A 25,501-nucleotide genomic window follows, 5' to 3' on the forward strand; every position below is an offset into this window, starting at 1 on the left:
ATGGACGGACGGCCGGTCAGGTGTGGTGGGCGCGCGGGGGACGGACGGGCGCGCGGTGGGCGGGCGGTCAGTTGATCCTGATGAGCTTGGCCTTGAGGACCGCGAGCAGCCCGCCGTCGACCGTGACCCCCGTCCTGCCGTTGACGGTCACCGAGCGGCCCGTGATGTTCACGTCACCCGTGGCCCCCGCGTCGAGCGTGATGCCCGAGGCGGACAGCGTCACCGAGCTGAGGTCCCGGGTGCCGCCGCGCGCCTTCACCGTCAGCGTGATCTCGCCCTTCTTCTCGTCGAGCATCACGTCGAGCCGCTTGTCACCGCTGGCGATGCGCACCCCGGAAGGGCCGCGCGGAGCGTCGAGCAGCTCCAGCCGGTTGCCCGAACGGGACACCAGGGAACGGCGGTTGACCTTCCCGCTCGTCGGGTCGACCAGCGGGACGTCGTGCGGCGAGGGCTTGTCGACCCCGTTGTACAGACCGCCGAGCACGTACGGGCTGTCCAGCAGCCCCTGCTCGAACCCGACCAGCACCTCGTCGTTGACCTCGGGGCTGAACACCCCGCCGCCGCCCTGGCCGCCCCACTGCACCGTACGGACCCAGTCGGTGACGTACGTGTCGTCGAGCCACGGGAACTTCAGCCGCACCCAGCCGCGTTGGCCCCGGCCCTCCTCGCGGATGTCGGTGACCACCCCGATCGCCAGGCCCGGCATGCGGGGGCCGCGCGAGGGGGCGTTGCCGCCGGAGGCCAGGCCGGAGAGCGACCGGTCCGGCGAGGCGCTGACGATCACCGTCGTGCGGTAGCCGGTGTCCGGTTCGAGTACGTGGTGCGCGGCGGTCGCGGTGTAGCGGCCGGAGAAGGCGGGTCCCACGTTGCCGAGGGCCACCGGCATGCCCGCCCGCAGCTGCGGGTTCCCGTTGGCGACCGCCTCGATCTCCCCGAAGCCGGCGCTGACCGAGGCGGCGAGCGCACCGGCCACGGCACGGGTCTCCGCCTGGGTGCGGTACGGGGTGTCGGCGATCGTCGTCCGGGAGCCCGAGCCGAACATCTTGGCCGCCGTCGACGGGCTCATCCCCGGGGTGACGGTGGCGCTGCGGACGGACTGCTGCCGGGCCACCAGCCGGGTCTTGGTCTCCACGTTCCAGCCGCGCACCTCGACGCTGTCCGACCCGTCCGCACCCGTCAGCACCGCACGCAGGGCCAGCAGGTTGTTCCCGTACTCCAGGACCATCGGGTCGCGCGTGGCGGAGGTCGAGGGGGAGGGGGCCGAGGAGGCGGGGTCCGGCTTGGTGAACTGCAGCCGGCCCTTCTCGTCCACCCGTACGGTGGCCCCGCTCTCGGCCGCGAGGTGCTGGAGGAACTCCCAGTCCGACACGTTCGGCTGGGTCACCTGCTTGTACGTGACCGGCGCGGCCTCGACCCGCCCGCAGACCAGACCGGCGCCGGCGGCGACCTTGCGGACGATGTCCGCCGTCTTCATGTTCCGGTACGCCACGACCTTCCGGCCGCGCTGGAGCCGGTGTGCCTTGGAGAACGCCCGCACGACGGTGAACGAGCCGGTGGTGTCGGTGTCCAGCTCGACCGCTGTGACCTCCCCGGTGAACAGCCGCTCGCGCGCCCGGTCCCGCGCGGTGACGACCGAGACCTTCAGCGGGGTGCCCATGCCGATGCCGGTCTTGGCGAGGAAGGTGTGGTCGGGGTCCCGGTACATCAGTACGGCGGTGTCCGGCAGGCCCACGTTCTCGTCGACCACACAGCTCACCAGCTGGGTGGCCCAGGCGGCGGGCAGCTCGGCGGGCGCCTCGACGATCGGGTCGGCGGCGAAGGAGCGGCCGGGAGCTTCCTTCCCGCTCATCGGCTCTCCTCCGCCAGGTGGTCTTCCCGTCCGGGCACGAGGAGTTCCCTGCCCGGGGTCAACTGCATGGGGTCGTCGATGTCGTTGGCGTGCGCGATGGTCCGCCAGGCGGTGGCGTCGCCGTACTCCCGCCAGGCCAGCAGCGGCAGGCTGTCCCCGGCCACGACCCGGTGGGTGCGCCGTGCCTCCTTCGAACCCGAGGTGGGGTTCTGTCCGGCCGGGTCGACGCTCGCCTCCTCGATCGACAGGGAGCAGGTGGCGCGCAGCGGCTTCCCGTCGACGTCGAACAGGGTGTAGGACACCGAGAGGTTGGAGAGCACCCCGTCGAACGAGGTCGTCTTGGACGTCCCCCAGTCGAAGCGCACCCAGGGGCTGGCGGGCGTCTTGCGGGCCAGGCTCTTGGGGGTGGGGACACACGCGGTCATCAACTTCTCCACCGCCTTCTCCACGGAGTTGTCGTGCGTGGCGGTGGCGTCCAGGAAGACCTCCAGCGACAGGGCCCGCGGCCCGCTGCCGACGAACTCGGGCAGCGCGGACTGCCCGGCCATCCGGGACGGAGTGCGCCGCCACTCGGTGGTCTTGCTCAGCGACAGCTTCGACGGGTTGAACTGCAACGTGAGACGGGCGAGCGCCCCGCCGGGCTTGGCGCCGACCGTCGACGGCGGCTCCATGATGGTCAGCTGGGCGCGAGCGCGGCTCGCGCGGAGAGCGGGTGACATTGCGTTCCTCCTTCCTTCGTCCGGTTCCTGGCGGATGCGTTGGTGGCGTCGGTGCCGTTCAGGAGGGCTCCAGGCCCTCGTGCGCGATCTCCAGCGTCTCGATCGCAGCCTCGGAGTTGGCCGGATCGAAGGAGGGCCCCTGCCAGCGCACCGGCACGATGCCGTGCACCTGCCAGCTGATGATCCGGCTGAGGTCGGGCCGCAGCGCCACGATCTCGCCGTCCTTGGGCTCGACCCGCTGGATCGTCTCGTTCAGCCAGCGTGCGATCTTGAGGGTGTCGGCGGTCACCGGACGGGTCAGCGTGATGTTCGTCCAGCTGATCCGCCCCGGCAGCTGCCAGGTGAATCCGTTGTTCCCGCCCTCGGCGTACGTCTCCATCTCCACCTCGGCGCCCAGACCTGAGCAGGTGTGGAACGCGCCCAGGTCGCTGCCGCCGATCGCGAGCTTGAAGAACACGCTCGTCGCGAAGATGTTGTCCGTCATGCGTCTCTCGTCTTCTCTGCTGTCTCTCGTACGGGTCGTGCGGGGCGGTGCGGTTCTTCCCGGTGCGCCGGGCGGGCGCCGGGGCGGTCGGGCGGTCAGCGACGGCCGTCGTGCAGCCGCCCGCTGCGTTCCCTGCCCCGGCGCAGATCGGCGCGGATGAGCCGGCTCACCGGGTCGAGGAGCCGGCGGGCCAGCTCCTCGATCTCCGTTCCGCTCAACCGGTTCGCCGACGGAGCGTCGGAAGCGTCGTCGGAGCCGGTGGCCGCGCCCGTCGCCCCGGCCGCGGGCTTCGGCGGGGCGGCCTGCACCGGAACCCCGGTGATCCCGGCCTTCGCCGCCGCACGCTGGACCGCCTGCGCCCTGCTCTCCGGGCGGCCCGCTCCGGCGGCCTGTGCGGGCGCGCGGGGCGGGACCCGTACGGAGAGTCCGGGCGACGCGCCGGGAGCGGCGTCGCCCGCGGGGGCAGGCCCGGTGAGCGGCGGACCGGCGCCGTCCGGCGTCACCGGCATGGCCAGCCGCTGTACGGGTACGGCGGCTTCCGGACGCGCCGCTTCGGGCGGATGCGGCCGGACGACGGGAACGGGACGCGTGGCGGCGGCGGTGACGGACACCGGAGGCATCGGCGCGGCACCCTGCGTCCCCGGCCGGGAGGGCAGGGTGTGCGGGAGCGGTGCGGCGCGTTGAACAACAGGGGCGGCGGCGGGGGCAGGGGCAGGGGCAGGGGGAGTGACCGCCGGGACGGCGGCCCGGTCCGGGGCCGGGGCGGCGTGCCGTGCGGAAGCCCGCTGCGGACTCCGGGGGGACGCCGGCTCGGAAACCCGCTGCGGAGCCTGGCGGGGCGTCGGCCCGGAAGCCTGCGGCGGTGTGGCCGTGCCGGGCGGCGTCGGCGAGAGCGTTGACGCCCGCCCGGACCGTCGTACGAGTCGCTGGAGTACGCCACCGGCGGACGGACCGCGCCCGGCGTGGGCGGTCGTGGTCTCCGGCGCGCGACCCGGCGCGCTTCTGTCGTGGCGGTCGGCGGGTACGGCGCTCGGGTTCGCGGTGCCCCGGGCCCGGCCGGGGGAGGCGTCACCACCCCGGTGCGCCGTGCTCGCGGTCGCCGAGCGCTGGACCAGGGGCCCCGAAGCCGTACCGGAGGACGCAGGCCGCTGGGGGCCGGCGTTCGGCCCGCCACCGGTCCGCCCGTCGGTGGGGCTCGGTGAGGGAGCGTCGGCGCCCGGCTGCCGCACGTCGCGCCGCCAGGTGGCCGCCACGACCGGGCGCGCGGTGCCGCCGCCCGGCGTCGCCGTCGTCGGAGGCGCCGAAAACCCCTCGGTGGAACCGGTGTTCACCGTCAGGGCGCGGCCGGAAAGCAGCGTTCGTGACCGCTGGACCACGGGCGACGGCGTCGCGCCGGCGGAGCCCTGCGCCGTACGGCCCCGAGCGATCGGCCGGACGCGTACGGGCGGCGGGGGAGCCGTGGAGGCCGGACCGGTCCGGGCCCGGGCGGGGTCCGCCGCGCGCTGGACGGCCGCGGTTCCGGACGACGACCCGGCGGGTGTTGAGGATACGGCGGGCGGGACGGAAGCCGTCCGCACCGGCATCGCGGAGGGCGCGCCCGGCGGCCCCGGAGCGGGGGCGGGAACAGCGGGCCCGGTGTTCCGGGGCCGACCCGGATCCGGCCGCGCCCCGGCGGGTGCGCGGTCACCGAGCAGCGGCGCGTCGCCGCCGAGCCGGGCTGTGGGCGGCAACGAGGTGAGCGGCGTGCCGATCCCGCCCCGCGCACGGGCCCGTGCGCTGCCGGAAGCGTCGGCCCGCGGTGCCGGCTGCACCGAAGGGGAGGGCCCCGAGGCCGTCGGCGAACCGGACGGCCGGGTGCCCTGGGACGACTGAGGTGACGGGGACGACCGGGGCGACTGGGGCGTACGGGAACGGTTCTCCGGTGACGACGGCTGCTGCTGCGGTGCCGGCGACGGCGAAGGCGACGGCGCAGGTGTCGCTGCCTTGGCCGACCCGGTCGATCCGGTCGGACGGCGCGTGGGTGTCGCGGGTGTCGGGGCCGTCGTGGCCGGAAGGCTCTGCGGGCTCTGCGGGCTCTGCGGGTCCGAAGCCTGGCGCTGGAGCACCGGCATCTCCGCCGCGTGGGCCGCCGCCGGGGCGGACGGCACGACGCCCGCCGGTCCGTCGGCACCGGCCGGCCTGGCTCCGGCGGGCATCTCGCGCAGAGGCCGGCCCAGGGCCGGACGCACCACATCGGCGGCGGGCCGACCGGAGTCAGGGCCGGGAGACGGGGCGTCGCCTTCCGGAACCGCACGGTCCGGACCGCTGCGCCGCTCGGTCCCGGCCCGCTGGACGGCGGGGGCGGCGGCTTCGGCTGACGGCGCGGCTGCCGAGGAAGAAGCGGAGGACGCGGGGGATGCGGAGGAAGCGGATGAGGGGGAAGGGGCGGCGGGCGTGGCGGGCACGAGCCCGGCGATCTGCCGCAGTGGCATCGCCGGACCCCGGGCGACGATCAGCGGCGGGGCGATCCGCTGCGGACGTACGGCGGCGGGAGGGCGCGCACCGGAGGACACGGACGACCTGGATGGAGCCGTGGAGTCGGACGGGGCCGTGGAGGAGGACGGGTGGGACGCCCCCGGCGCAGCCGACGTACCCGACGTACCCGACGTACGGGAGATCCCCGACCCGCCCGACGTACTCGACCCGCCCGACGTACTCGACCCGCCCGACGTACTCGACCCGCCCGATGTACGCGACCCGGCCGCCGGCGACCGGTTGGCGGCGGACACGGACGGCGCCGGGGCGCGTGCCGCGCTCGCCCGCTGGACCTTCGGCGATCCGGGGCCCGGCTTCCCCGTCCCCGTACCGCCGTTCGTCCCGCTGTCCCTGGCCGCCGCCCGGGTCACCGAGGCGGGCGGCAGGTCCGTCGTGGAAGCGGCGGGGTCGTCGGCGCCCGGGGGCCGGACCGCGCGCAGCAGCAGCGGCCCCCCGGGGGACGTGGTCCTTGCGGCGCCCGGGCGGGCCACGCCGTGGATGAGGCCGACCGGGGCCGACGGCAGGACGGAGTGGCCGAGTTCCCCGCCGAGCGCCGGGTTCTGCCAGGAGGCCAGCCGCGAACGGAACCGCAGCCCGTCGCTCACGCCGATCGAGGACCGGGCGACGGTCACCGTCGGCGGGGCCACCCGCCGCCAGCCGCCGTCCCAGCCACCACCGTCCCCGCCGGAAGCCGCCGAGGAACCGGAATCCGAGCCGGAATCCGAGCCGGAAGCCGAACCGGAATCGGTTGCGGGGCCATGGTCCGGGCCGGAGTCCTGGACGGGTGTGGGTACGGCGGACACGCCGATGCGCCCGGCGTCCTCTCGCGAGGGTGCGCCGGAGCGCTGCCGGTCCGCCCGGCGCAGCCAGTCCCCGAGCCCCACACGATCACCCGCCTTCGTTGACGCGGGTGTTGATCCGCGCTATCTCCCGCACCCACTGCTGACGTTCGCCGTGGGTGAGGTCGAGAATGTCCTCACGCTGCCAATGGAAGTGGTAGGCGACGTACGCGATCTCCTCCCGCAGCCGGGGAAGCGCGTACGTCACGATTCCCCCAGGCGCCCACCCGAGAGGTCCACCTCGAACGACCCGTGGCACAGCGGGCAGGTCACCGCGGCATGCGTGTGGCCCTCGCTGTTGATCCGGCGGTAGAAGTCCTGGAGGAACGCCACGTCGGTCGCGTACATCCGCTCGACGACCCCGGCGTGCACATCGGTGACCGTGCCGAGCTGGGTGATCACCTGGCTCAGCAGCACCACGGACAGATACGCCGGGTTCTCCTTCACCCGCAGGTCGATCTGCGGGCGCAGCTCGTCCCGGGCCGTCGCGAGCCGCATGGTGCCGCTGCGGTGAACCCGGCCCTCGTCGTCGACGTACCCGCGCGGCAGCTCGAAGGCGAACTCCGTCTGGAGCGTGTCCCGTTCCCGTTCCCGTTCCCGGGGGCGGGCGGGGGCGGGAACGGCGGCCTCCTCGCGTGCGGCGGGCGCCGTGGCGAGGTTGTCCAGGACCTCTTCGAGGCCGCCGCCCGGCGTAACGGTCCGGCGCCTCATTCGACCACGATCTCCTCGAAGGTGATGGTCACCGTCTCGGTCGCCGCGCTGGACTCGCCGGCCTTGAGGGAGGGGCCCTCCCACTTGGAGGCCCAGCCCTGCATCAGCTGGATGCGGCGGACGGTCGCACCGGTCGAGTCCTTGATCTCGATCGTGAGGTTCTGCCGCGCGGTGTCGACGGCCCCGTTGTTGAGGGTCTCCTTGATCCAGGTGGTGAACTCGCTGCTCTGGTCGAGCCCGCGGGTGATCGTCACCTCGCCCGCCTGCCGGGCGCCCGGCTGCTTGCGGATGATCTGCTTGCCATCGGCCGTCACCTGACGGACCTCGACGACTTCTTCCTCGACGGTCATGCCGCTGATCTCCTGGATGGACTCCACGAGATAGCCACCGAGCTGTACGCCGAAGATATGGGTGGAAAGAGCGTCGCCCTCTGCCATGACTCTGTGTCACCTGTTCTGATCGATGGAGAAAGTGAAGGGGTGGGGGAGGACCGCGAGGGTCACTCGTCGACGAGGCTGGTGCTGTCGGAGAACTGCGAGAGACGGAAGATCACGAACTCCGCGGGCTTCACCGGGGCCACCCCGATCTCGCAGACGACCTGACCGAGGTCGATCGACTCCTGCGGGTTGTTGCTCCGGTCGCACCGGACGTAGAACGCCTCCTCGGCCGTGCGGCCGAACAGCGCCCCGCGGCGCCACTCCTCGGTGAGGAACGAGGTGACGTTGCGCCGGATGCTCGACCAGAGGCGGTCGTCGTTCGGCTCGAACACCACCCACTGGGTGCCCAGGAGGATGGACTCCTCCAGGTAGTTGAAGAGGCGGCGCACGTTGAGGTAGCGCCAGGCCGGGTCGGACGAGAGGGTGCGCGCGCCCCAGATACGGATGCCGCGGCCGGGGAAGGCGCGTACGCAGTTCACGCCGATCGGGTTGAGGAGGTCCTGCTCGCCCTTGCTGAGGCGGATCTCCAGGTCCACCGCACCCCGGATGACCTCGTTGGCGGGGGCCTTGTGGACACCGCGCTCGTTGTCGCTGCGCGCCCAGACGCCGGCCACGTGACCGCTCGGCGGGACCAGGGTGTTGCGGCCGCTCGCCGGGTCGAAGACCTTGACCCACGGGTAGTAGAGAGTCGCGTAGCGCGAGTCGTAACCGGCGTCCTCGTTGCGCCAGGTGCGCACCCGCTGGGCGTTCATGCCCGGCGGGGTGTCGAGGACGGCGACCCGGTCGCCCATCTGCTCGCAGTGCGAGATGACCGCCAGCTGCACGGTCTTGACGCCCTCGGCGTCGATGTCGCCGCGCTGGAAGGCGCTCATCAGGTCCGGGACGGCGACCATCGTGATCTCGTCGATCGCTTCGAGGCCGGAGAATCCGGTACGCGCGGAGGCGTCGCCCACGTACTCCGAGGCGTCGAGCCGTGCCACACCGGAGCCGGGGGCGCCCGCCGCGGCGGGGGCGAGGGCGACGGTCTGCTTCTCGGGGCGGCTCTGCGCCGTGCCGGGCTGCTCGGTGACCTGGACGAGCTTGGAGTCGCGGGCCTGGGTGACCAGGTAGCCCTTGACGTTCTTGCGGGTGGAGACGTCGTACGTCTCCACGGCCTTGCCGCCCTGGCGCACCAGCAGCCGGAAGCGGTCCTCCGGGGGGTTCTCGCCCTCGGCGTCGGCGATCTCCACGGAGAGGTCGGCACCCGTGCCGGGCTTCGCGGAGACCAGGAACCCGCCGAGCGCGACCGGGGCGGGGGTCTGGGCGACCGAGCCCTGAGCGGTGGCCTCCGCGCCCTGGGCGGGACCGCCGATGCGGACGACGTAGGCCGCGCCGCCGCCGTTGGCGAAGAAGCCGTAGACGGCGTGCGCCAGATAGGTGTCGGCGGTGAAGGCGCCGAACGTCTGCACGTACTGGTCCCAGTTGGTCACCAGCGTCGGCTGGTGGAAGGGGCCCGTCCCGGCGAAGCCGACGAAGGCTGCGACCGCGGTGCCGACACCTTCGATGGGCCGCGCTCCGGACTGCACCTCCTCCACGTAAACACCGGGGGTGAGGTACGACGGCATGCTCGCTCCTTCTGGACGGTCACTCGATCACTGGCCAGTCTTGACCGTCCGGCCGGGCGGGGAGTAGGCCCCAGAGTCCTGGACACGGGGCAATGCGGCTGCCTTTCCGGGCCCCCGTACGCCGGGTAACACTGCCCTTGGCGGGCCGGGCGGGTTGGTAGCCGTATTCGCGGAGCCGGCCCGCATTCCCCGGGCGACGTGAAGAGAACGAGAACATTGTGTTACGGAACGGCCCGAATCCGCCGCCCCTCGCTGGGGGGTGAGCGAAAAGGCGGACGCCGCGCCAGGGACCTGATGTGTTTGGTATCTCTTTTTCCCGGTAAACCCCGGAAGGCCGAGCGCCGTCCGGGGTCGCCGGGCGAGCCGACCGAGGTGACGCGATTCGGCCAGAATGCGCCGAGAAGGTGGGGGGATGCGGGCGTATACAGGAGCGGAAACCGGGCACGGGAACGCTCCGAACGGGCATCCGCCGTTCATCGCCGGGCCGTCAGAAACGTTTCTGAGCAGGCACGTTCGTGCCCGCGGCCATCGGGTGCGGATATTCTTCCGGTGCTGTCGTCGCCGCGGGCGACCGAACTGGCCGAGACCTCTGGTGTGCCGGGGAGGGCTAATCCGCCACCCCCCGGCACGCCGGGTTTCCTCTCGACCGGGTTTCTGCTGTTGTCTCGTCGACAGGCGAAGCAGAACGCCCGGCGTGGCTGTTTCTATCGTGCGAGATCGCTCAGTTCGCCGCTGACATTCAGAACCTGATGGCACCTGGAAGCCTGCGTACCGGTTGCCGGAGTGCCGGGCTTGGCACAGGTGACGGAGGCGGTGACGGTGGCGTTCTCCGGTACCTGAATGGGGGTGACCCAGTGATAGTCCTGGTTGCGGAAGGTTTCCAGCGCGATCGTCGTGATCTTGTTCTCTCCGAAGGAGATCGTCACGATGCCCTCGTCCCCCTGGAAGTTCGCCACCACGATGTCGGTGACGCCGAACACCTTCCCGGCAGGCACCTTGTAGACGCCCTCTGCCGAGCGTCCCGCCGAGGTCTTCACATCGATGGTCTTGGAGTGCTGCGCACCGCCACCGCCACCGCTCCCGCCGGTGCCCCCGCCTCCGCCGGAGCCGCCCGGGCCGGAACCACCCGGGCCGGAACCGCCCGTACCGGGGCCCGTTCCGTCCGGACCGGCGCCCTCTCCCTGACCGCCTGCCGGGTTCTCCGCGCCGCCGGGCGGCACCGACCCCTGCTCCTTGCCCCGCTCGGCCTCCTTCTGCGCGGCCTTCGTCCCCGCCTGCTCGGCCGTGCTCTTCACCGCGGGCCGCACCAGCGCGAACCACGCGAGCAGCAGGGCCAGCAGTGCCGCCAGCACGATCAGCAGCCACTTGGGCAGCACCGGTATCTGGGCGAACTCCCCGGGCAGCGGCTCGGGTGCACCAGGCTGCTCGTCCTCGGCCGCGCCCTCGGCGCCCTCGGTCGCCCGGACCTCGAACGGCCAGGTGACGGGCTCCCCGAACCAGATCAGCGTCCGGGCCCGGACCTTCAGCCTGACCTCCGCGGACTCTCCCGGCTCCAGTCGCTTCTTGTCCGGCGTGAAGGTGAGCCGCAGATCCTCTCCGGCCTGCTTGCCCGCGAGGGCCACATCGACCGGGGTGTTCCCCTTGTTCTGCACCGCGGCACCGAAGCGGGCGCCCAGCCAGCCCCGGCGGCGGCGCGGTTCCAGCTCCGTGCGCAGCTCGTGGAAGGGCTCCACGGTCACCGTGCCCTCGGGGACCACCACCGACTCGGGCCGCTCCACGGGCAGGACCCGTACGGCCAGGGGGGTTTCACCCGCCAGGACCTCGTGGGAGCGCGGCGGGGCGAAGGTCAGGGCCACCGTCTCGGAGGTGCCCGGGTACAGCGACACACGCGCCGGCTCGACGGTACTCCAGGCGGCGCAGTCGCCGACCACCTCAAGTGTGTAGGCCTCGACGATGTCGCCGTCGTTGCGCACGGTCAGGGTGGTCGTCGCGGTACCGCCAGGCGACACCGTCACCGTGGGGCTTTCGAGTTCGGCAGATGTGGTCACTCTGCGACGTTAGGCCGCCCGCACCGCTCGGCAGCAGAGACGCGAGGGCAACGAGCGGGCAGGGGTGGTGCCCCGCGGGCCCCTCGGCACAGTGTCCCCGCGCCCCCTCCGCGCGCCCGCGGGCCGTGTCCTGGGCCGGCGGGGGGCGACGTGAGGACGAGCAGGCATATCGGGCTGAAGTACCTGAGGAAGACGGGCACGGAACGATGACGACGATCACGGACACGACGAACAGCACGGTGAGCGCGACCGCGAACGGCGCGGCGGCGCGCGGGCACTACCGCAGGCCCGACGCGGCGCACCGCCGCACGGCCGGCCCCGGGGGAGCGCCCGGGGGCAGGGTCTCCGTGGCGGTGTACGCGGAGGATCTGATCCTGCAGACCGGCATGATCCACCAACTGCGCGTGCGGCCCGAGATAGAACTGCTGCCGGAGGCCGAGGCGGACCGGGCCCAGGTCTCGCTGGTCGTGGTGGACATGGTCGACGACCCCACCGTCCAGCTCCTGCACCGCCTCCAGCGCAACACCTCCACCCGCACAGGACTGGTCGTGGGGTTCTTCGAGTCGGGCGCCCTCCAGACCATGATCGAGTGCGGGGTCGCCGCCGTGCTCCGGCGCGGCGAGGCTGACCAGGACCGGCTCGTCCACCTGGTCCGGGCGATGGCCAACGGCGAGGGCGTCCTGCCCGGCGATCTGCTCGGCAAGCTCCTCGACCACGTCAGCTCCCTCCAGCGGACGGTCCTCGACCCCCGGGGGCTCACGCTCTCCACCCTCACCGCGCGCGAGGCGGAGATGATCCGGCTGGTCTCGGAGGGCTGCGACACCGCGGAGATCGCGCAGAAGACCTCGTACTCCGAACGCACCGTCAAGAACGTGCTGCACGAGGTCGCGACCCGGCTCGAACTGCGCAACCGGGCCCACGCGGTCGGATACGCGATGCGGCACGGGTTGATCTGAGGACCGTCGCCCCGCGTCCGGCCAGGTGTCCCGGCCGGGCGCGGGCGGGCACGGCGCCGGGAGGGCCGGGCGCCGGGAGGGACGACTCTGCTCGCGGAGACGGGAAACCCGGGCCCGGCGCCGGCTCGGCCGCTCCCGGCACCAGCTCGGCTGCTCCCGGCACACGGCGGGCGAGAGGAAACGAGGAGACCATGCAGGCCGTGCGAGAGACCGCCGCCGAGGCCCGCGCGCACCGGGACACGACGGAGCAGACCATCGCGGACATCGCGCGCTTCCTGCAGGACAACTTCAGCCAGCGCGTGACCGCGCACGTCGCCGGCATCGAGGACGCCAAGCAGGTCGGTAAATGGTGCAGGGCGCTCAACGCCCCGCGCCATGCAGCGGAGGTACGTCTGCGCACCGCCTACCGGATCGGCCGACCCCGTCCACCCCTGGGCCGACTCGGGCCCCACCGGCCGACTGCGGCCCCCACCGGCCGGATCCGCCACTCCGCCGGCCGGATCCGGCCCCTCACCGGCCCGGTGCACCGGGCGCGGTGCCCCCACCGCCGCAAAGGGCAGCGATCGCTTCCCCCGTCCCGGGTACTCGCGGCCTGTCCTTCGCCCCCGCGCGGGGGCGAAGCTGGCCGGTGGAGAGTCATCGACAGACTGTGAGGTGGGCCGTGACCGGCACCGCTGGCCCGGCAAAGCATTCCCGGCTGGGCCGACTGACCGGTGCGGTGGTGCTGTTGGCACCGCTGCTGCTGGTCGGCTCGGCCGCCGCCCCGCACGCGGCCGCCGAGGCCGTCGCCGCCGTGGCGGACGCGGAACCGCTCCAGGCGGGGCGCGTCGCCTTCGCCGGCACCGAACACCGCAGCCTTGGGTTGGCCAACGACAAGGACACCACCGACCCGCTGTTCGGCGACGGCCCCACCCACTATGACCAGGACCCCTCCGCCCGGGGAGACGTCCTGGTCTTCACCAGCCTGCGTGACAGCGCCCGGCCCCAGGTGTACCTGCGCGGCGCGGACGGATCGGTGCGCAGGCTCACCACCGACCGGGACGCGGCCCACCCCGAGCTCTCCCCGGACGGCCGGACCGTCGTCTTCGACTCGGCGGAGCGCGGACCGGGCGGCACGGTCCAGCGCGACCTGTGGTCGGTCGGCGTCGACGGCAAGGGCCTGCGCCGACTCAGTAACACCCCGGAGAACGAGGAGTCCCCGACCTGGTCCCCGGACGGCAAGCAGATCGCGTACGCCTGCGACGCCCTGGGCAGGTGGCACATATTCGAGCGGGACGTCGCCGGCGGCCCGCGCACCCGGATCAGCGACGCGCCGGCCGGTGACGCCACCGAGCCGTCCTGGAACCCGGTGGAGGACGACGCCCGCCGGGGCCTCGTCGCGTACACCCTCACCACGAACCCCGACCCGACCGTCGACGACGGCAGGAAACTGTGGGCCACCCGAGGCATCGGGACCGACCGGCAGCTGTTGGCCGGGGCGCAGGCCGAGTGGGGCACCCGCTCGGCCTCCTGGCTGCCCGACGGCAAGGACGTCGTCTTCCTCAGCCCGTACCACACCTGCGGCTGCGACAAGTTCGACCACGCCTACCGGGTGACCGCGTTCCAGGGCGACGTGCCGCCGGACCAACTGGTCAACGAGAACCGCGAGTTGGGTCCGCCCACCTGGTTCGCCCCGGCCGGGACCGTCGTCGTGCCCCGGATCACCCCGGAACCGGAGACCGTCAAGAAGCCTGACGAGCCGGGCAAGCCGGACAAGGACGAGCCGCTGCCCGCCGCGCAGGTCGTGACGCTCCAGGACGTCCGCCAGGACGGCTCCGACCCCCGCGACCTGGGCCTCACCATCCTGAAGGAGGACCCGGAGGCCCGCACCAGCACGGACCACACCCCCGCGAAGGACCCTCTCTTCAAACCGGGCACCGGCTACGACCCGTGGACCGAGCGGCAGACCTACACGCCCGACGGCCGGCGCATCGCCGTCACCCGTTTCGAGGACGGCGAGGCCGGGCGGATCGAACGGATCTGGATGGCCGACGCCGACGGCAGGAACGCGAAGGTGCTGGAGCTCGACGGGCGCGCCCCCACGGACTGGGACACCGACCCCACCTTCTCGCCCGACGGCACCAAGCTCGCGTTCACCCGCACCTCGCCCGGCGGTGTCGAGGGCGCGCCGGGCCGGAGCCGCATCCTCATCGCCGACGCCGCCACCGGCGCGATCCTCGACCGGATCCGGCCGCCCGAGGGCCGGCAGACGGACGACGACGCCCAGCCGACCTGGTCCTCCGACGGCGTGAACCTCGCCTTCACCCGCAGCCAGGTCATCAACGGCAACGGCGGCAACAAGCACATCTGGGTCGTGCCGGTGGCGGACCTCGACCGCCAGCGGGATCTGAGCGACACCATCTGCCCCGGCGACTGCGAGGTCATCGACGACAGCCCCGCGTTCTCCCCGGACGGCAAGAAGGTGGCCTTCAACCGCAAGGACGGCGGCGGCCGGAACAACCAGCAGGCCGGGGTCCTCATCAAGCCGCTGCGCGGCGGCGGCTGCCGGGTCGTGCTGCCCTCCGTCCAGAAGGACAATCCCGACGGCTGCGACCTGCCGATCCCCGACACCTCCGTGACCGGCCCCCACCAGCCCCGTGACGTGGCCTGGTCCCCCGACGGCAGCAAGCTTCTGTTCACCTCGCGCCGGGATCTCCCGCTGAACTCCATGGAGCAACTCGCCGTACTCGACATCGCCTCCGGCGACGTGGCCCCCCTCGACAACACGCACGACGGACGGCAGAAGGAGCCCGCCTTCCAGCAGTCGGTCGACCTGTCGCTGACCGCGCCGCCCACCGGAGACCCGGTGGAGGTCGGCTCGTCCACCGAAGTGGCGATCACCGTCTCCAACCAGGGTCCCTCACCCTCGCCCGGCACCCTCGTCACCGTCGACGCCCCGCCCGGCGTCCGGCTGGAGGAGCTGACCACCGACGCCGGGGCCTGTGCCGCCGGTACGCCCCAGTGCGACCTCGGTATCGTCCCGCCCGGGACCGACGTGACGATCACGGCCCGGTTGACCGGCGTGACCACCGGCGACCAGCGGATCAACTGGTCCGTCACCGGGGCGGTCCTCGACGCCAACCCCACGGACAACGCCGGCGGAACGATCGTCCCGGTCGAGGACGTCCCGCCGCCGACCCCGACCCCGACCCCGACGCCCACGCCCTCTCCCACTCCCACGACGCCGTCCCCGACCCCCACGACGCCGTCCCCGACCCCGACGACGCCCACCCCCGCCCCGCCGCCGACGACCACGCCGCCCCCGCCGCCGGCCCCCGCGCCGCCGCCGCCCGCGCCCGAGGCCGGGCCCGGCGTCACCGTGCGGGCCCAGCCCAGCCCCGGCTACGTCGGCGGCAAGGTCGTGGTGACGTACACCGTGCGCAACGGCAGGAACGCGCTCGCCACCGGACTCCGGCTGAAGTTGGGACTGCCCGGACGCATCCCCGCCGGACCGCTCCCCGCGGGCTGCACCGGCGGCGGCACGTGCACGCTCCCCGACCTCGCACCCGGCGCGTCCACGGTCCTCAGCGTCGTCCTGTCGCCCGACAAGGCCCTCCGTACGACGATCACGGCATCGCTCACCACCACGGGCACCGACTCCAGCCTCCGCGACAACGTCTCCCGGATCCCGCTGCGCATCCTCCAGCCCCGCATCGTCTCGGTGCCCGCCGTCGGCAAGCCCGGCTTCGTCACCTCCGTACGGGGCAAGGACTTCCCGCCCGGGGCGCCCGTCACCCTCGGCTGGAAGCCCGGGATCACCGCCGCCGCGGTCCCGACCCGGCCGCTGGGCGACGGCACGTTCATCGCCCAGCTCCTCATCGTGGCCAAGGACCGGACCGGGCCGCGCACGATCACCGCGAAGGGCCCCGGCTTCAGCCCGGTGAAGACCGACTTCCTCGTGGTGCTCGGCACCATCACCCCGCCGGACGAGGTGATCCGCCGATGATCCACGAGGTCGACGAGGGGCTGCGGCTGCTGCTGGCCGAGTCCGGGCTGGAGGACAGCGGCGTCGACCTGGTCTTCGACGCCCCGACCAAGGACTGGTCCGCCCGCCGCAACGCCCCGACCATCAGCGTCTTCCTGCACGGCATCCGCGAGGACGCGGGCAGGCGGCGCAGCGGCACGGCCGAGACGCACGACGAGGAGGGCATGGTCACCGGCTGGCGGACCCCGCCCCGCTGGTTCGAGCTGACCTATCTGGTCACCGCCTGGACCAACCGCCCGCAGGACGAACACCGGCTGCTCTCCGAGGTGTTGCGCACCCTCGTCCGCTCCGAGGTGCTGCCCGCCCGGATGCACACCGGAAGCCTCGCCGAACTCGGCCTGACCGTGGAGCTGGAGGCGGCGGGGCCGGGAGCCGGCGGCCCCTCCGCCTCGGACGTCTGGTCCGCGCTCGGCGGCGAGCTGAAGGCCGCGATCGATCTGCGGGTCGTCGCACCGCTGGCCGGCGAACGCACCCCCGCCGGCCCGCCCGTCACCGAAGGACTCGTGATGAAGACCGCACCCCGCCTGGACGGCGGCGACGACGGCCCCGGCCGGCGCCTGCGCTACGAGGGGGCGTCCGACCCCGGCGGGCAGGGCTTCGCCGCGCCTCGCGAGCGGCGGCTGCCGCCCGGCCGACGCAAGCGGGGGAACGCCGCCCGATGACCCTGGCACCACAACAGCTCCACGGCCGCGCCCCCCTGACCGGCGTCGAGGAACTCTGGGAGCGGCTCGGCCGCGTCGAGCAGCGGGTCCGGGAGGCCGTGGCGGCTCGCCGGGCCGTCGATCCGGACCCCGACGACCCCTACCGGGGGCAGTACCTCACCCCCGAGGGGGCGGCGCGGGTCCTGGAGACCCGCGACGCGTTCACGCCCGTACCGGCGTACGAGGACGGAGTCCTGCCGGACGCCGCCCCGGCCGGGAGCCGGCTCGGCCGACTGGCGGACCGCTTCGGCCTCGCCCCGCTGGACGTCGAACTCCTGCTGGTCGCCGTGGCCCCGGACATCGACACCCGGTTCGAGCGGCTGTACGGCTACCTCAACGACGACCTCACCCGCCGCCGGCCCACCATCGGCCTGGCCCTGGAACTCTGCGGGCTGCCCACCGCCGGGCCCGGCCGCTTCCGGTTCACGCCGTCCGCCCCGCTCGTCGCGGGCGGGCTGCTGGAGATCACGGACGGCGAGCGCCCCCTGCTCTCCCGGATCCTGCGGGTACCGGACCGGGTCACCGCGCATCTCCTCGGCGACGACGGGACCGACGGCCGGCTGCGCGGGGTCGTCCAGGAGGCCACGCCCTCCCGGGAGCCGGACGGGCGCCCCGAGGTCTCCCGGATCGCGGCGGCCCTCGGCACGGGCAGCGGCCTGGTGCACCTCCTCGACCGGGGCGGCGACCCGTGCGGCCTCGCGGTCGAGGCGCTGGCGGAGGCGGGTCGCCGCCCGCTGGTCGTCGACGTCGCGGCGCTCACCATCACCGCCGAACCGGCCCCGCTCGTACGGGCCCTGGCGACCGAGGCCCGCCTCGGCCGCGCCGGGGTCATCCTCGGCCCGCTCGAAACACTCGCCCCCGAACGCCCCGAAGGGGCCCGGCTGCTCGGCTCCCTGTGCGCGGCGCTCGGCTCCACGCCCCTGATCGCGTACGGGAAGAAGAACTGGGACCCGCTGTGGACGGCGGAGAGCCCGGTGCCCGTCACCGTCCCGCCCCCCGGCCCCGGTGGTGCCGGGCGCCAGTGGGCGCGCGCGCTCGCCGAAGCGGGCCGGTCGGTCGGCCTGCCCGCCGCGCCCGCGTCCGCCGACGAGGCTCTCATCGAGTCCGCCGCCGCCTACCGGCTCGACTCCGGCCAACTGCGCCGGGCGGCGACCGTCGCGTCCCGGCTGGCAGTCATCGGGCAGCGGCCGATGACCCCGGAGGACCTGCGGACGGCGGTCCGCGCCCAGAACGGCGCGGGCCTGGAACGGCTCGCCCGCCGTATCGACCCCGCGGTCGGCTGGGACGACCTGGTGCTGCCCCCGGCGACCCGCACCCAGCTCGGCGAACTCGCCCTGCGCGCCCGCCACCGCGAGACGGTCCTCGGAACGTGGCGGATGCGGCCGGGCGGCGGCCGGGGGAGGGGCGTCATCGCCCTGTTCGCCGGGGAGTCCGGCACCGGCAAGACCATGTCCGCCGAGGTGATCGCCGCCGAACTGGGCATGGAGCTCTACGTCGTGGACCTGTCCACGGTGGTCGACAAGTACATCGGGGAGACAGAGAAGAACCTGGAGCGGATCTTCGTCGAGGCGTCCGACGTCAACGGCATCCTCCTCTTCGACGAGGCCGACGCGATCTTCGGCAAGCGGTCCCAGGTCAAGGACGCGCACGACAAGCACGCCAACGTGGAGTCCGCCTACCTCTTGCAGCGCATGGAGTCCTTCGACGGCATCGCCGTGCTCACCACCAACCTCCGGGCCAACCTCGACGAGGCGTTCACCCGCCGCCTCGACGTGATCGCCGAGTTCCCGATGCCCGACGCCCGCCAGCGCCTGGCCCTGTGGGACCGCTGTCTGGGCCCCGCGATCCCGCGCGACGCCGCGCTCGACCTGGACTTCTGCGCGGACCGGTTCGAGCTGGCCGGCGGTTCGATCCGGGCCTGCGCGGTGACCGCCGCCTACCTCGCGGCCGAGTCGGGGAAGCCGCTGGACATGGACCAGCTCGTCACGGCGGTGCTCCAGGAGTACCGCAAGCTCGGACGGCTGGTCCTGGAGAGCGAGTTCGGGCCGTGGCTGGCGAAGGAACGGGGGCGCGGCCTGCGGTAGTGGACCTGGACCCGGCCGCGACTGGCAGGACGGTCGGAGAGGTGTACGTGACCGGCAGGACGGCCGAAGAGGTGCCGCGCTGAGCCGATCGGATGACGCCACGCGGGTGGCTACGGCCCCCGCCGACGCCCGGCTCCGATACTGATCCGATGATCACAGGGCTGCGCGCGTGGGTGCTTCCGGAGCGTCAACGGAGGTCGCAGGCCGAACTCGCCGAGGACCTGGACCTCACCTGCGGGGACGCCCGCGCCAAGCAGTCGGCCTTCTGGACCATGCTGTTCTTCTCCGCGGTGATCGCGGCCGGCGGCGTCCTGACCGATTCCACGGCCACCGTGATCGGCGCGATGATCATCGCGCCGCTGTCCACCCCGATCATGGGCATCGCCATCGGCGCCGTACAGGGCCGACACGGCTCGGCGGGCCGGTTCGTGCTCGCCGGGGTGCTCCTCGTGGTGGCGGTCGGCGCCGTGGGTTCGCTGGCCGTGCCGTCCCACTACGACCTGCTGTCGGACGGTCAGATCGCCGGCCGGACCTCGCCCGGCCTGCTGGACCTGGTGGCCGCCCTGGCGACCGGCTTCGCCGGGGCGCTCGCACTCTCCCGCAAGGACGTCGCCGCCGTGCTGCCCGGTGTCGCCATCGCCATCTCGCTGGTGCCGCCGCTGGTCGTCGTCGGCGTCTGCGCCGGGCAGGGCGCCTGGTGGCTCGCGCTCGGCGCACTGGTGCTCTTCGTCTCCAACCTGCTCGCCCTGGTCTTCGCCGGCATGGTGGTCTTCGCCGCGCTCGACCACACCCAGGAACGCCCGGCCCGCGCATCGCGCCGTGCCTACGCGACGCTCGGTCTGCTGTTCGCCGCGGTGGGCCTGGTCCTCGCGGCCAGCACCACGGTGACCGTACTGCTCCACGTATGGACCACGCGCACCTCCAAGGCCGCGACCGCCTGGCTCTCCGGTACGGACGGCGCGCAGGTCATCGACGTACAGACACGCTCCCGGACGCTGTACATCGCCGTGCGCACACCGGCCGACCTGCCACCGCTGGACCGGCTCCTCGCGGACCTCGGCGGGAAGGTGCCCGACGGGGTGCCGGTCGCGGTGGTGACGACCCAGGGCAGGCAGCTCCAGGTCGGCCGGGTCGGGGAGTGACCCGCACAGCCGTACCGGCGGAGCATCCCCCGCCGGTACGGCCTGGCCGGTGTCCGACGGCGCGGTCCCGTCGCGTCCGTGACCGACGGGCGTTCATCGAACACCGACACCGACACCGACACCGAGGCCTGCGTCGAGACCTGCGCCGACGCCGACGTACGGGCCGCTACTCAGGGCTGGTCGTGTACCCCGTCGCCCCGACCTCCGCGATCCAGGGCCACGCGTCGCCCGGGACGATCACCGCCCACGGCGTTGTGCACGAGCCTTCCCGGTAGAGCGTGATGACACGTCCGGAGTCCGCGAAGTTCTCCGCCGAGCGGGTGTCATCGACGGTCGTGCACGTACTGCCGACGTCCTTCAGGGGGTGAGACCTTCCCTGGAGGTTCGACCACGCGTACCCGATGCCGATCACCCGCTGGCTGCCATCGGGAGTGGCAGCACCGGAGACGCCGGCGATACCGGAGGGAGCCGCGGTGGCGGCGGGGGCGGAGACGACGGTCAGCGCGAGAGCTGCTGGAATCGCTGCGAGCGCGAAGCAGCGCCGGACGGTCCGTAACATGGGTTTCCCTTTCCTACGCGTTCGGTACGGTCCCCGGAAGCGGTGAACCATCTCCGCCGGACGGGACCGATCGTGCCCAACTACCGCCGGGGCACCTGTGTGCCAACAGGCCCGGCCCGGCCGGCGGCGGAACCTCTCAAGCGGTGCCTCGTACTGGGCGCGCCGCCCCGGGCGGCCCCGGGCGGCCCCCCTCGCCGTCGGATCGGTTCAGTTCCGACGGCTGCTCAGGTAGGCGTCGATCGCCCGTCCCGGTCCGCTCAGGCCGTACATTCCGTGGCCCACGGTGTCCACCGTGAGCAGGGACGCCCTCGGGAAGGCGTCCGCCATGCGCCGCGCGCCCGCGAGCGGAGTCGCCACGTCGTGCAGGGCGTTGACCACGAGCACCGGCGGCAGGACCCCCTTCGCCTGCTCGGACGGGCGTTTGGGCGGCGTCCAGCCCTGGCAGCCCAGCACCATGTCCAGGGCCTGGGAGTTGTAGCGGACATGTGGGGCGGCCTTCGCGGCGCGCTTCAGGAGGGCCCGGTACGCGGTGTGGTCGCGGATCCGGAAGTCGTTGTCCCGGCAGAGCACGAGCCGCCAGGCGAGTTCGGGGCCCGAGTCGCCCAGGTAGACATCGCCCCTGCCGCTGTGCAGCGCGGCGAGTTGCTCCGTGGCCTGTGGCGGCGAGTAACGGCTGAGGGCGGAGTAGAGGAAGCTCACGAGCCGGTCGGCGCTGACCTTCCGCCGGGTGGGCCCGTTCGGGCCCGGCTCGCGGAGCGTGCCCGCGTCGGCCCGGGCGAACAGCTCCTCGGTGACGGAGATCAGCTTCCGCCCCTTCAGTACACAGGAAGTGTCCTTCTCGCACACGGCCACGAGCCGTTCGAAGATGTCGTCGAGGGCGACGCTGCCGTCGGTGAGGTACCGCTCGGCGCTCGGCCGGGCCGGGTCCATCGCGCTGTCGAGCGCGAGCGCCCGGAGGCGGTGGGGGAAGAGACGGGCGTAGAGCTCGCCGATGGAGGTTCCGTACGAGATCCCCATGAAGCTGATCTTCCGCTCCCCGACGGCGGCGCGGATCGCGTCCATGTCGCGGGCGACGCTCTCGGTGTCCATATGGGCGGCGAGCGGGCCCGCCTGTCGCAGACAGCTCTTCGCCAGCTCACCGTTCAGGGTGCGCAGCCGTTCGAACTCCGCGGCGTCGCGCGGCCGGTGCGGGATCTTCGCGGCGATGGCCTCGTCGCAGTGGACCCCCTCGCTGCGGCCGATGCCGCGCGGGTCGAAGGAGATCACGTCGAAGCGCTTCAGCAGGTACGGCGAGAAATCCCGGTCCGCGTACATCGCGCTGTCGGCCCCGGGGTTCCCCGGCCCGCCCGGGTTGGTCATCAGGACCCCGATCCGCTTCGCGGGATCGGCGCCCCGGTACCGGGCGACGAAGACACTCGTCCGCGGGCCCTTCGGCTTCGACCAGTCCACCGGCACCTCGATCGTCCCGCACCGCACCCGTGGACCCGGCGCGGGCATGGGGTCGTTGGGCGGGCAGGCGCCCCAGCGGATCGCCGGAGCCACGGCAGCGGCAGCGGCGCCCGGGTGCCGGGCGCCGGTGGTCGCGACGGCCGCGGGCGCGACCGACACCGCGGAGACGGAAAGCGCGAGCAGGACGGAGAAGGCCCGGCCGCTCGTCCTCGGGCGGCGTCCCGGTAGCCCGCTCGCCTTCCTGCGCACCTGCGTGATCGGGTTGCTCATTTCCATGGGCGACACAGTGCCCGTCCTGTGTGATGACGCCTCTATGGGCAGTTGATGGGCACGTAACAGCGAGCCTTGCCGCGCCCCGGTCCGCTCAGGCGGTGTCCTCGGCGGGCCGGGGCCAGGCGGCCGCCCGCAGGAGGCGCAGGCCGTTGAGGGCGACGATGACGGTGGAGCCCTCATGCCCGGCGACGCCGAGCGGCAGGGGGAGGCTGCCGATCAGGTCCCAGGCGACCAGGGCGGCGATGAAGGCGCCGGCGATGGCCAGGTTCTGGACGACCAGCCGGCGGGCGGCCCGGGAGAGGGCCACGACGGCGGGGACGGCGGCGAGTTCGTCGCGGACGACGACGGCGTCGGCGGTCTCCAGGGCGAGGTCGGATCCGGCCCCGCCCATCGCGATGCCGGTGTGCGCGGCGGCCAGCGCGGGCGCGTCGTTGACCCCGTCGCCGACGACCAGCACCCGCAGGCCCTCGGCCTCCCACGCCCGCACGGCGGCGACCTTGTCCTGGGGGAGCAGCCCGGCACGGACGTCGCTGATCCCCACCTCGGCGGCCAGTCGGCGGGCGGCGCGTTCGTTGTCACCGGTGAGCAGCACCGGGGTGCGGCCGGTCAGTTCGGTGAGTGCGGCCACGGTCGCCCTCGCGTCCGGTCGCAGCCGGTCCGCGATCCCCAGCACGCCGACCGGGGCACCGTCGCGGAGTACGAGGACCGCGGTGCGGCCTCCGTCCTCCAGCGACCGGACCGTCTCGTCGAGGTCGGTGCCGGTGCCGTCGGCGGTGCCGGTGCCGTCGGCGGCGAGGCGGGCCGGGGACCCGACCCGGACGGTGCGGCCGTCGACGGTCGCGGTGACGCCGGCCCCGGGGGAGGAGGCGAAACCGGTCGCCTCGGCGAGGACGAGACCGCGGTCGCGGGCGGCCCGGACCACGGCGCGGGCGAGGGGGTGCTCGCTCGGGTGCTCGGCGGCCCCCGCCAGCGCCAGCAGCCGGTCCTCGTCCAGGCCCGACGAGGGCAGGGGGAGGACGTCGGTGACCCGGGGGGTGCCCTCGGTCAGGGTGCCGGTCTTGTCCAGCGCCACCGCGTCGACCTGGCCCAGCCGCTCCATCACGACCGCGGACTTCGCGAGCACGCCGTGGCGGCCCGCGTTGGCGATCGCGGACAGCAGCGGCGGCATGGTCGACAGGACCACCGCGCACGGCGAGGCGACGATCATGAACGTCATCGCGCGCAGCAGCGCCGACCGGAGATCGTCGCCGAAGACCAGCGGGATGGCGAAGACGGCCAGGGTGGCGATGACCATGCCGATCGAGTACCGCTGCTCGACCTTCTCGATGAACAACTGGGTCGGCGCCTTGGTCCCGGAAGCCTCCTCGACCATCTTCACGATCCGGGCGATCACCGAGTCCGCCGGATCCCGCTCGACGCGCACCCGCAGAGCACCGGTGCCGTTCACCGTGCCGGCGAACACCTCGTCCCCCGCCTGCTTGGCCACCGGCAGCGGCTCGCCGGTGATCGTGGCCTGATCGACGTCGCTCGCCCCGTCCAGGACCCGCCCGTCCGCGCCGACCCGCTCACCGGGGCGGACCAGGATGACGTCCCCCACCGCCAGCCGTTCGGCGTCCACCGTCTCCTCGGCGCCGTCCGCACGGAGCCGGGTAGCCGTATCGGGGGCGAGATCGAGCAGGCCGCGCACGGAATCCGCGGTGCGGGCGGTCGCGACCGCCTCCAGGGCGCCGGAGGTGGCGAAGATGACGATGAGCAGAGCCCCGTCCAGGACCTGCCCGATCGCGGCGGCGCCGAGCGCGGCGACGACCATCAGCAGGTCCACGTCCAGCGTCTTCTCCCGCAGGGCCTTGAGCCCCTCCCACCCCGGATCCCAGCCGCCGGTGACGTAACAGGCGGCGAACAACGGGCCCCAGGCCCACGCCGGAGCACCCAGCAGGTACACGGGGAGCGCCAGCAGGAACAGCACCAGGGAGGCCAGCGCCCACCTGGCTTCCGGCAGCGCCAGGAGACGCGTACGCCGCCTCGGCTCCACCGCGCGCGGAGTCCCTGCGATCGTCGGCTCGGGCCGTTGATCCACGACAGAAGACATGACAAATCAACCCTTCACGGGTGGACGACGGGCAACGCGCTCACCATACAGGAATACATGAATAGGTCTTCATGTGTCGCGCGTATGATGGCGGTATGGGCCACGGAGCAGACGCCAGGAGCAGCGCCACCACCCGCGAACGCCTCGACGCGGTCGGCGCCGCCGACGTCGCCGCCACCCTTCAGGCCCTCGCCACGCCCTCGCGACTGCACATCCTCGCCCGCCTCCAGGAAGGCCCCTGCTCGGTGAGCGACCTCGCCGACGCCGTGGGGATGGAGGCCTCTGCCTGCTCCCATCAGCTACGCCTGCTGCGTAACCTCGGCCTGGTCACCGGCGAACGGCATGGCCGTTCGATCATCTACGCCCTCTACGACAACCACGTCGCCGAACTCCTCGACCAGGCCCTCTACCACGTCGAACACCTGCGCCTGGGCGTCCGCGACCTCCCGGCCGAGGCCTCCGAGCCGGCCGTCGTCGACTGACCCCGTCCTGGGCGATGCGTGGGCTTTCGGACAATCCCGGCCGATTCCCTGTCTCTGCCTGCCGGGGCCGCCCTCCCCTCCTATGCTCTACATGTCTGTAGAGAGCGACGGGGTGGTGCGGAAGGCCGCGCGGCTCCGGCGTACGCGCGCGCTTCGTGGGGAGCGCGGAACGAGAAGAGGACGAGCGTGGCTTCGATCGATCTGGACAAGGTGCTGGACAAGGCATGGGCGGACAAGAGCGTGCCCGAGGTGCTGGCGGCCCCGGTGTCCGCGCTCAAGGGTGTCTCGGACCGGCAGGGCGACCTCCTCAAGGAGGCGTTCGGCATCAAGACCGTGGCCGACCTCGCGGACCTGAAGTACGTCGGCTGGGCACAGGCCCTGGCCGCGCTGGACGCGGCGAAGTAGCACCCCTGCGGGCGAGCGGTGCCGCGGACGGACGGGGCCCGGGGCACCGCGCTCGTACGGGGCCGGCTTCGGCCGGCGTTCAGCAGGGTGCGGTCTCACGCGGTCAGACTTTGATGATGCGGGCACCAGACC

At 73.3% G+C, this 25,501-nt stretch carries 21 protein-coding genes; 9 read left to right on the forward strand and 12 right to left on the reverse strand.

The genetic code is table 11. The features are described 5' to 3' along the window. Positions 1-67: 67 nt before the first annotated feature. The 4 genes from D581_RS0125105 to D581_RS1000000142235 form a co-directional block, all read right to left on the reverse strand. Positions 68-1,849 carry a VgrG-related protein gene (locus tag D581_RS0125105; protein ID WP_018959945.1) on the reverse strand — a complete coding sequence of 594 codons (1,782 nt, stop codon included), beginning with the start codon at positions 1,847-1,849 and terminating at the stop codon, positions 68-70. Next, a complete protein-coding gene (locus D581_RS0125110; RefSeq protein ID WP_018959946.1) occupies positions 1,846-2,568 on the reverse strand; it encodes a CIS tube protein in 723 nt (240 codons plus the stop codon). Before D581_RS0125110 ends, D581_RS0125105 begins: the two co-directional genes overlap by 4 nt. A gap of 58 nt (positions 2,569-2,626) precedes the next feature. Then, positions 2,627-3,052 carry a phage tail protein gene (locus D581_RS0125115; protein ID WP_018959947.1) on the reverse strand — a complete coding sequence of 142 codons (426 nt, stop codon included), beginning with the start codon at positions 3,050-3,052 and terminating at the stop codon, positions 2,627-2,629. A gap of 95 nt (positions 3,053-3,147) precedes the next feature. Further along, on the reverse strand, positions 3,148-3,672 hold the full coding sequence (locus tag D581_RS1000000142235) for a hypothetical protein (RefSeq protein WP_018959948.1): 525 nt from the start codon (positions 3,670-3,672) through the stop codon (positions 3,148-3,150). 466 nt (positions 3,673-4,138) lie between these two features. Between D581_RS1000000142235 and D581_RS1000000142240 the strand changes: the two genes are divergently transcribed. Further along, on the forward strand, positions 4,139-4,924 hold the full coding sequence (locus tag D581_RS1000000142240; RefSeq protein ID WP_018959949.1) for a hypothetical protein: 786 nt from the start codon (positions 4,139-4,141) through the stop codon (positions 4,922-4,924). 1,530 nt (positions 4,925-6,454) lie between these two features. On the opposite strand, the gene D581_RS1000000141700 is transcribed toward D581_RS1000000142240, so the two are convergent. The 5 genes from D581_RS1000000141700 to D581_RS0125155 form a co-directional block, all read right to left on the reverse strand. After that, on the reverse strand, positions 6,455-6,613 hold the full coding sequence (locus D581_RS1000000141700; RefSeq protein ID WP_003966147.1) for a DUF6760 family protein: 159 nt from the start codon (positions 6,611-6,613) through the stop codon (positions 6,455-6,457). After that, on the reverse strand, positions 6,610-7,116 hold the full coding sequence (locus D581_RS0125140) for a hypothetical protein (RefSeq protein ID WP_018959951.1): 507 nt from the start codon (positions 7,114-7,116) through the stop codon (positions 6,610-6,612). The genes D581_RS1000000141700 and D581_RS0125140 overlap by 4 nt, the downstream gene beginning before the upstream one ends. Then, positions 7,113-7,553 (reverse strand): phage tail protein, encoded by a 441-nt coding sequence (locus D581_RS0125145; RefSeq protein ID WP_018959952.1) that lies wholly within the window; start codon positions 7,551-7,553, stop codon positions 7,113-7,115. The genes D581_RS0125140 and D581_RS0125145 overlap by 4 nt, the downstream gene beginning before the upstream one ends. Positions 7,554-7,615: 62 nt before the next feature. Further along, positions 7,616-9,157 (reverse strand): phage tail sheath family protein, encoded by a 1,542-nt coding sequence (locus tag D581_RS0125150; RefSeq protein ID WP_018959953.1) that lies wholly within the window; start codon positions 9,155-9,157, stop codon positions 7,616-7,618. A gap of 704 nt (positions 9,158-9,861) precedes the next feature. Continuing rightward, complete coding sequence (locus D581_RS0125155; protein ID WP_018959954.1) at positions 9,862-11,172, reverse strand: hypothetical protein; 1,311 nt, start codon at positions 11,170-11,172, stop codon at positions 9,862-9,864. A 239-nt stretch (positions 11,173-11,411) separates the two neighbouring features. Here D581_RS0125155 and D581_RS0125160 point away from each other — a divergent pair, with 239 nt between their 5' ends. The 6 genes from D581_RS0125160 to D581_RS0125190 all read left to right on the forward strand — a co-directional run bounded on the left by D581_RS0125160 (position 11,412) and on the right by D581_RS0125190 (position 20,112). Next, positions 11,412-12,161, forward strand: coding sequence for a LuxR C-terminal-related transcriptional regulator (locus D581_RS0125160; protein ID WP_018959955.1), 750 nt, complete (start codon positions 11,412-11,414; stop codon positions 12,159-12,161). 191 nt (positions 12,162-12,352) lie between these two features. Next, the gene (locus tag D581_RS1000000142245; RefSeq protein WP_018959956.1) at positions 12,353-12,814 is read left to right on the forward strand and encodes a hypothetical protein; all 462 of its coding nucleotides are present in this window, start codon (positions 12,353-12,355) and stop codon (positions 12,812-12,814) included. A gap of 8 nt (positions 12,815-12,822) precedes the next feature. After that, positions 12,823-16,146: a DUF11 domain-containing protein gene (locus D581_RS0125170; protein WP_032753005.1), complete on the forward strand. Its 3,324-nt coding sequence runs from the start codon at positions 12,823-12,825 to the stop codon at positions 16,144-16,146. Beyond that, on the forward strand, positions 16,143-16,847 hold the full coding sequence (locus tag D581_RS0125175) for a Pvc16 family protein (RefSeq protein WP_018959958.1): 705 nt from the start codon (positions 16,143-16,145) through the stop codon (positions 16,845-16,847). The genes D581_RS0125170 and D581_RS0125175 overlap by 4 nt, the downstream gene beginning before the upstream one ends. Further along, positions 16,844-18,970: an AAA family ATPase gene (locus tag D581_RS0125180; protein ID WP_018959959.1), complete on the forward strand. Its 2,127-nt coding sequence runs from the start codon at positions 16,844-16,846 to the stop codon at positions 18,968-18,970. The genes D581_RS0125175 and D581_RS0125180 overlap by 4 nt, the downstream gene beginning before the upstream one ends. A 149-nt stretch (positions 18,971-19,119) precedes the next feature. Beyond that, complete coding sequence (locus D581_RS0125190; RefSeq protein WP_018959960.1) at positions 19,120-20,112, forward strand: DUF389 domain-containing protein; 993 nt, start codon at positions 19,120-19,122, stop codon at positions 20,110-20,112. A 166-nt stretch (positions 20,113-20,278) separates the two neighbouring features. Here D581_RS0125190 and D581_RS0125195 read toward each other — a convergent pair whose 3' ends face one another. The 3 genes from D581_RS0125195 to D581_RS0125210 all read right to left on the reverse strand — a co-directional run bounded on the left by D581_RS0125195 (position 20,279) and on the right by D581_RS0125210 (position 24,482). Further along, positions 20,279-20,671, reverse strand: coding sequence for a hypothetical protein (locus D581_RS0125195; protein WP_018959961.1), 393 nt, complete (start codon positions 20,669-20,671; stop codon positions 20,279-20,281). Between the two features lie 207 nt (positions 20,672-20,878). Next, on the reverse strand, positions 20,879-22,396 hold the full coding sequence (locus tag D581_RS0125200; RefSeq protein WP_078625920.1) for an alpha/beta hydrolase: 1,518 nt from the start codon (positions 22,394-22,396) through the stop codon (positions 20,879-20,881). An 88-nt stretch (positions 22,397-22,484) separates the two neighbouring features. Continuing rightward, a complete protein-coding gene (locus tag D581_RS0125210; protein ID WP_026290893.1) occupies positions 22,485-24,482 on the reverse strand; it encodes a heavy metal translocating P-type ATPase in 1,998 nt (665 codons plus the stop codon). A 95-nt stretch (positions 24,483-24,577) separates the two neighbouring features. Between D581_RS0125210 and D581_RS0125215 the strand changes: the two genes are divergently transcribed. Together D581_RS0125215 and D581_RS0125220 are read left to right on the forward strand one after the other, a co-directional pair. Next, complete coding sequence (locus D581_RS0125215) at positions 24,578-24,964, forward strand: ArsR/SmtB family transcription factor (protein ID WP_018959965.1); 387 nt, start codon at positions 24,578-24,580, stop codon at positions 24,962-24,964. A gap of 186 nt (positions 24,965-25,150) precedes the next feature. Continuing rightward, positions 25,151-25,369 carry a hypothetical protein gene (locus D581_RS0125220; RefSeq protein WP_018959966.1) on the forward strand — a complete coding sequence of 73 codons (219 nt, stop codon included), beginning with the start codon at positions 25,151-25,153 and terminating at the stop codon, positions 25,367-25,369. Positions 25,370-25,501: the final 132 nt, after the last annotated feature.

The organism is Streptomyces sp. CNB091 (assembly GCF_000377965.1).

Coding starts and splice junctions, on each gene's coding strand:
- D581_RS0125105 (WP_018959945.1), bottom strand. CDS start 1,849: ATGAGCGGGAAGGAAGCTCCCGGCCGCTCCTTCGCCGCCGACCCGATC.
- D581_RS0125110 (WP_018959946.1), bottom strand. CDS start 2,568: ATGTCACCCGCTCTCCGCGCGAGCCGCGCTCGCGCCCAGCTGACCATC.
- D581_RS0125115 (WP_018959947.1), bottom strand. CDS start 3,052: ATGACGGACAACATCTTCGCGACGAGCGTGTTCTTCAAGCTCGCGATC.
- D581_RS1000000142235 (WP_018959948.1), bottom strand. CDS start 3,672: ATGCCTCCGGTGTCCGTCACCGCCGCCGCCACGCGTCCCGTTCCCGTC.
- D581_RS0125140 (WP_018959951.1), bottom strand. CDS start 7,116: ATGAGGCGCCGGACCGTTACGCCGGGCGGCGGCCTCGAAGAGGTCCTG.
- D581_RS0125145 (WP_018959952.1), bottom strand. CDS start 7,553: ATGGCAGAGGGCGACGCTCTTTCCACCCATATCTTCGGCGTACAGCTC.
- D581_RS0125150 (WP_018959953.1), bottom strand. CDS start 9,157: ATGCCGTCGTACCTCACCCCCGGTGTTTACGTGGAGGAGGTGCAGTCC.
- D581_RS0125160 (WP_018959955.1), top strand. CDS start 11,412: ATGACGACGATCACGGACACGACGAACAGCACGGTGAGCGCGACCGCG.
- D581_RS1000000142245 (WP_018959956.1), top strand. CDS start 12,353: ATGCAGGCCGTGCGAGAGACCGCCGCCGAGGCCCGCGCGCACCGGGAC.
- D581_RS0125175 (WP_018959958.1), top strand. CDS start 16,143: ATGATCCACGAGGTCGACGAGGGGCTGCGGCTGCTGCTGGCCGAGTCC.
- D581_RS0125180 (WP_018959959.1), top strand. CDS start 16,844: ATGACCCTGGCACCACAACAGCTCCACGGCCGCGCCCCCCTGACCGGC.
- D581_RS0125190 (WP_018959960.1), top strand. CDS start 19,120: ATGATCACAGGGCTGCGCGCGTGGGTGCTTCCGGAGCGTCAACGGAGG.
- D581_RS0125195 (WP_018959961.1), bottom strand. CDS start 20,671: ATGTTACGGACCGTCCGGCGCTGCTTCGCGCTCGCAGCGATTCCAGCA.
- D581_RS0125200 (WP_078625920.1), bottom strand. CDS start 22,396: ATGGAAATGAGCAACCCGATCACGCAGGTGCGCAGGAAGGCGAGCGGG.
- D581_RS0125210 (WP_026290893.1), bottom strand. CDS start 24,482: ATGTCTTCTGTCGTGGATCAACGGCCCGAGCCGACGATCGCAGGGACT.
- D581_RS0125215 (WP_018959965.1), top strand. CDS start 24,578: ATGGGCCACGGAGCAGACGCCAGGAGCAGCGCCACCACCCGCGAACGC.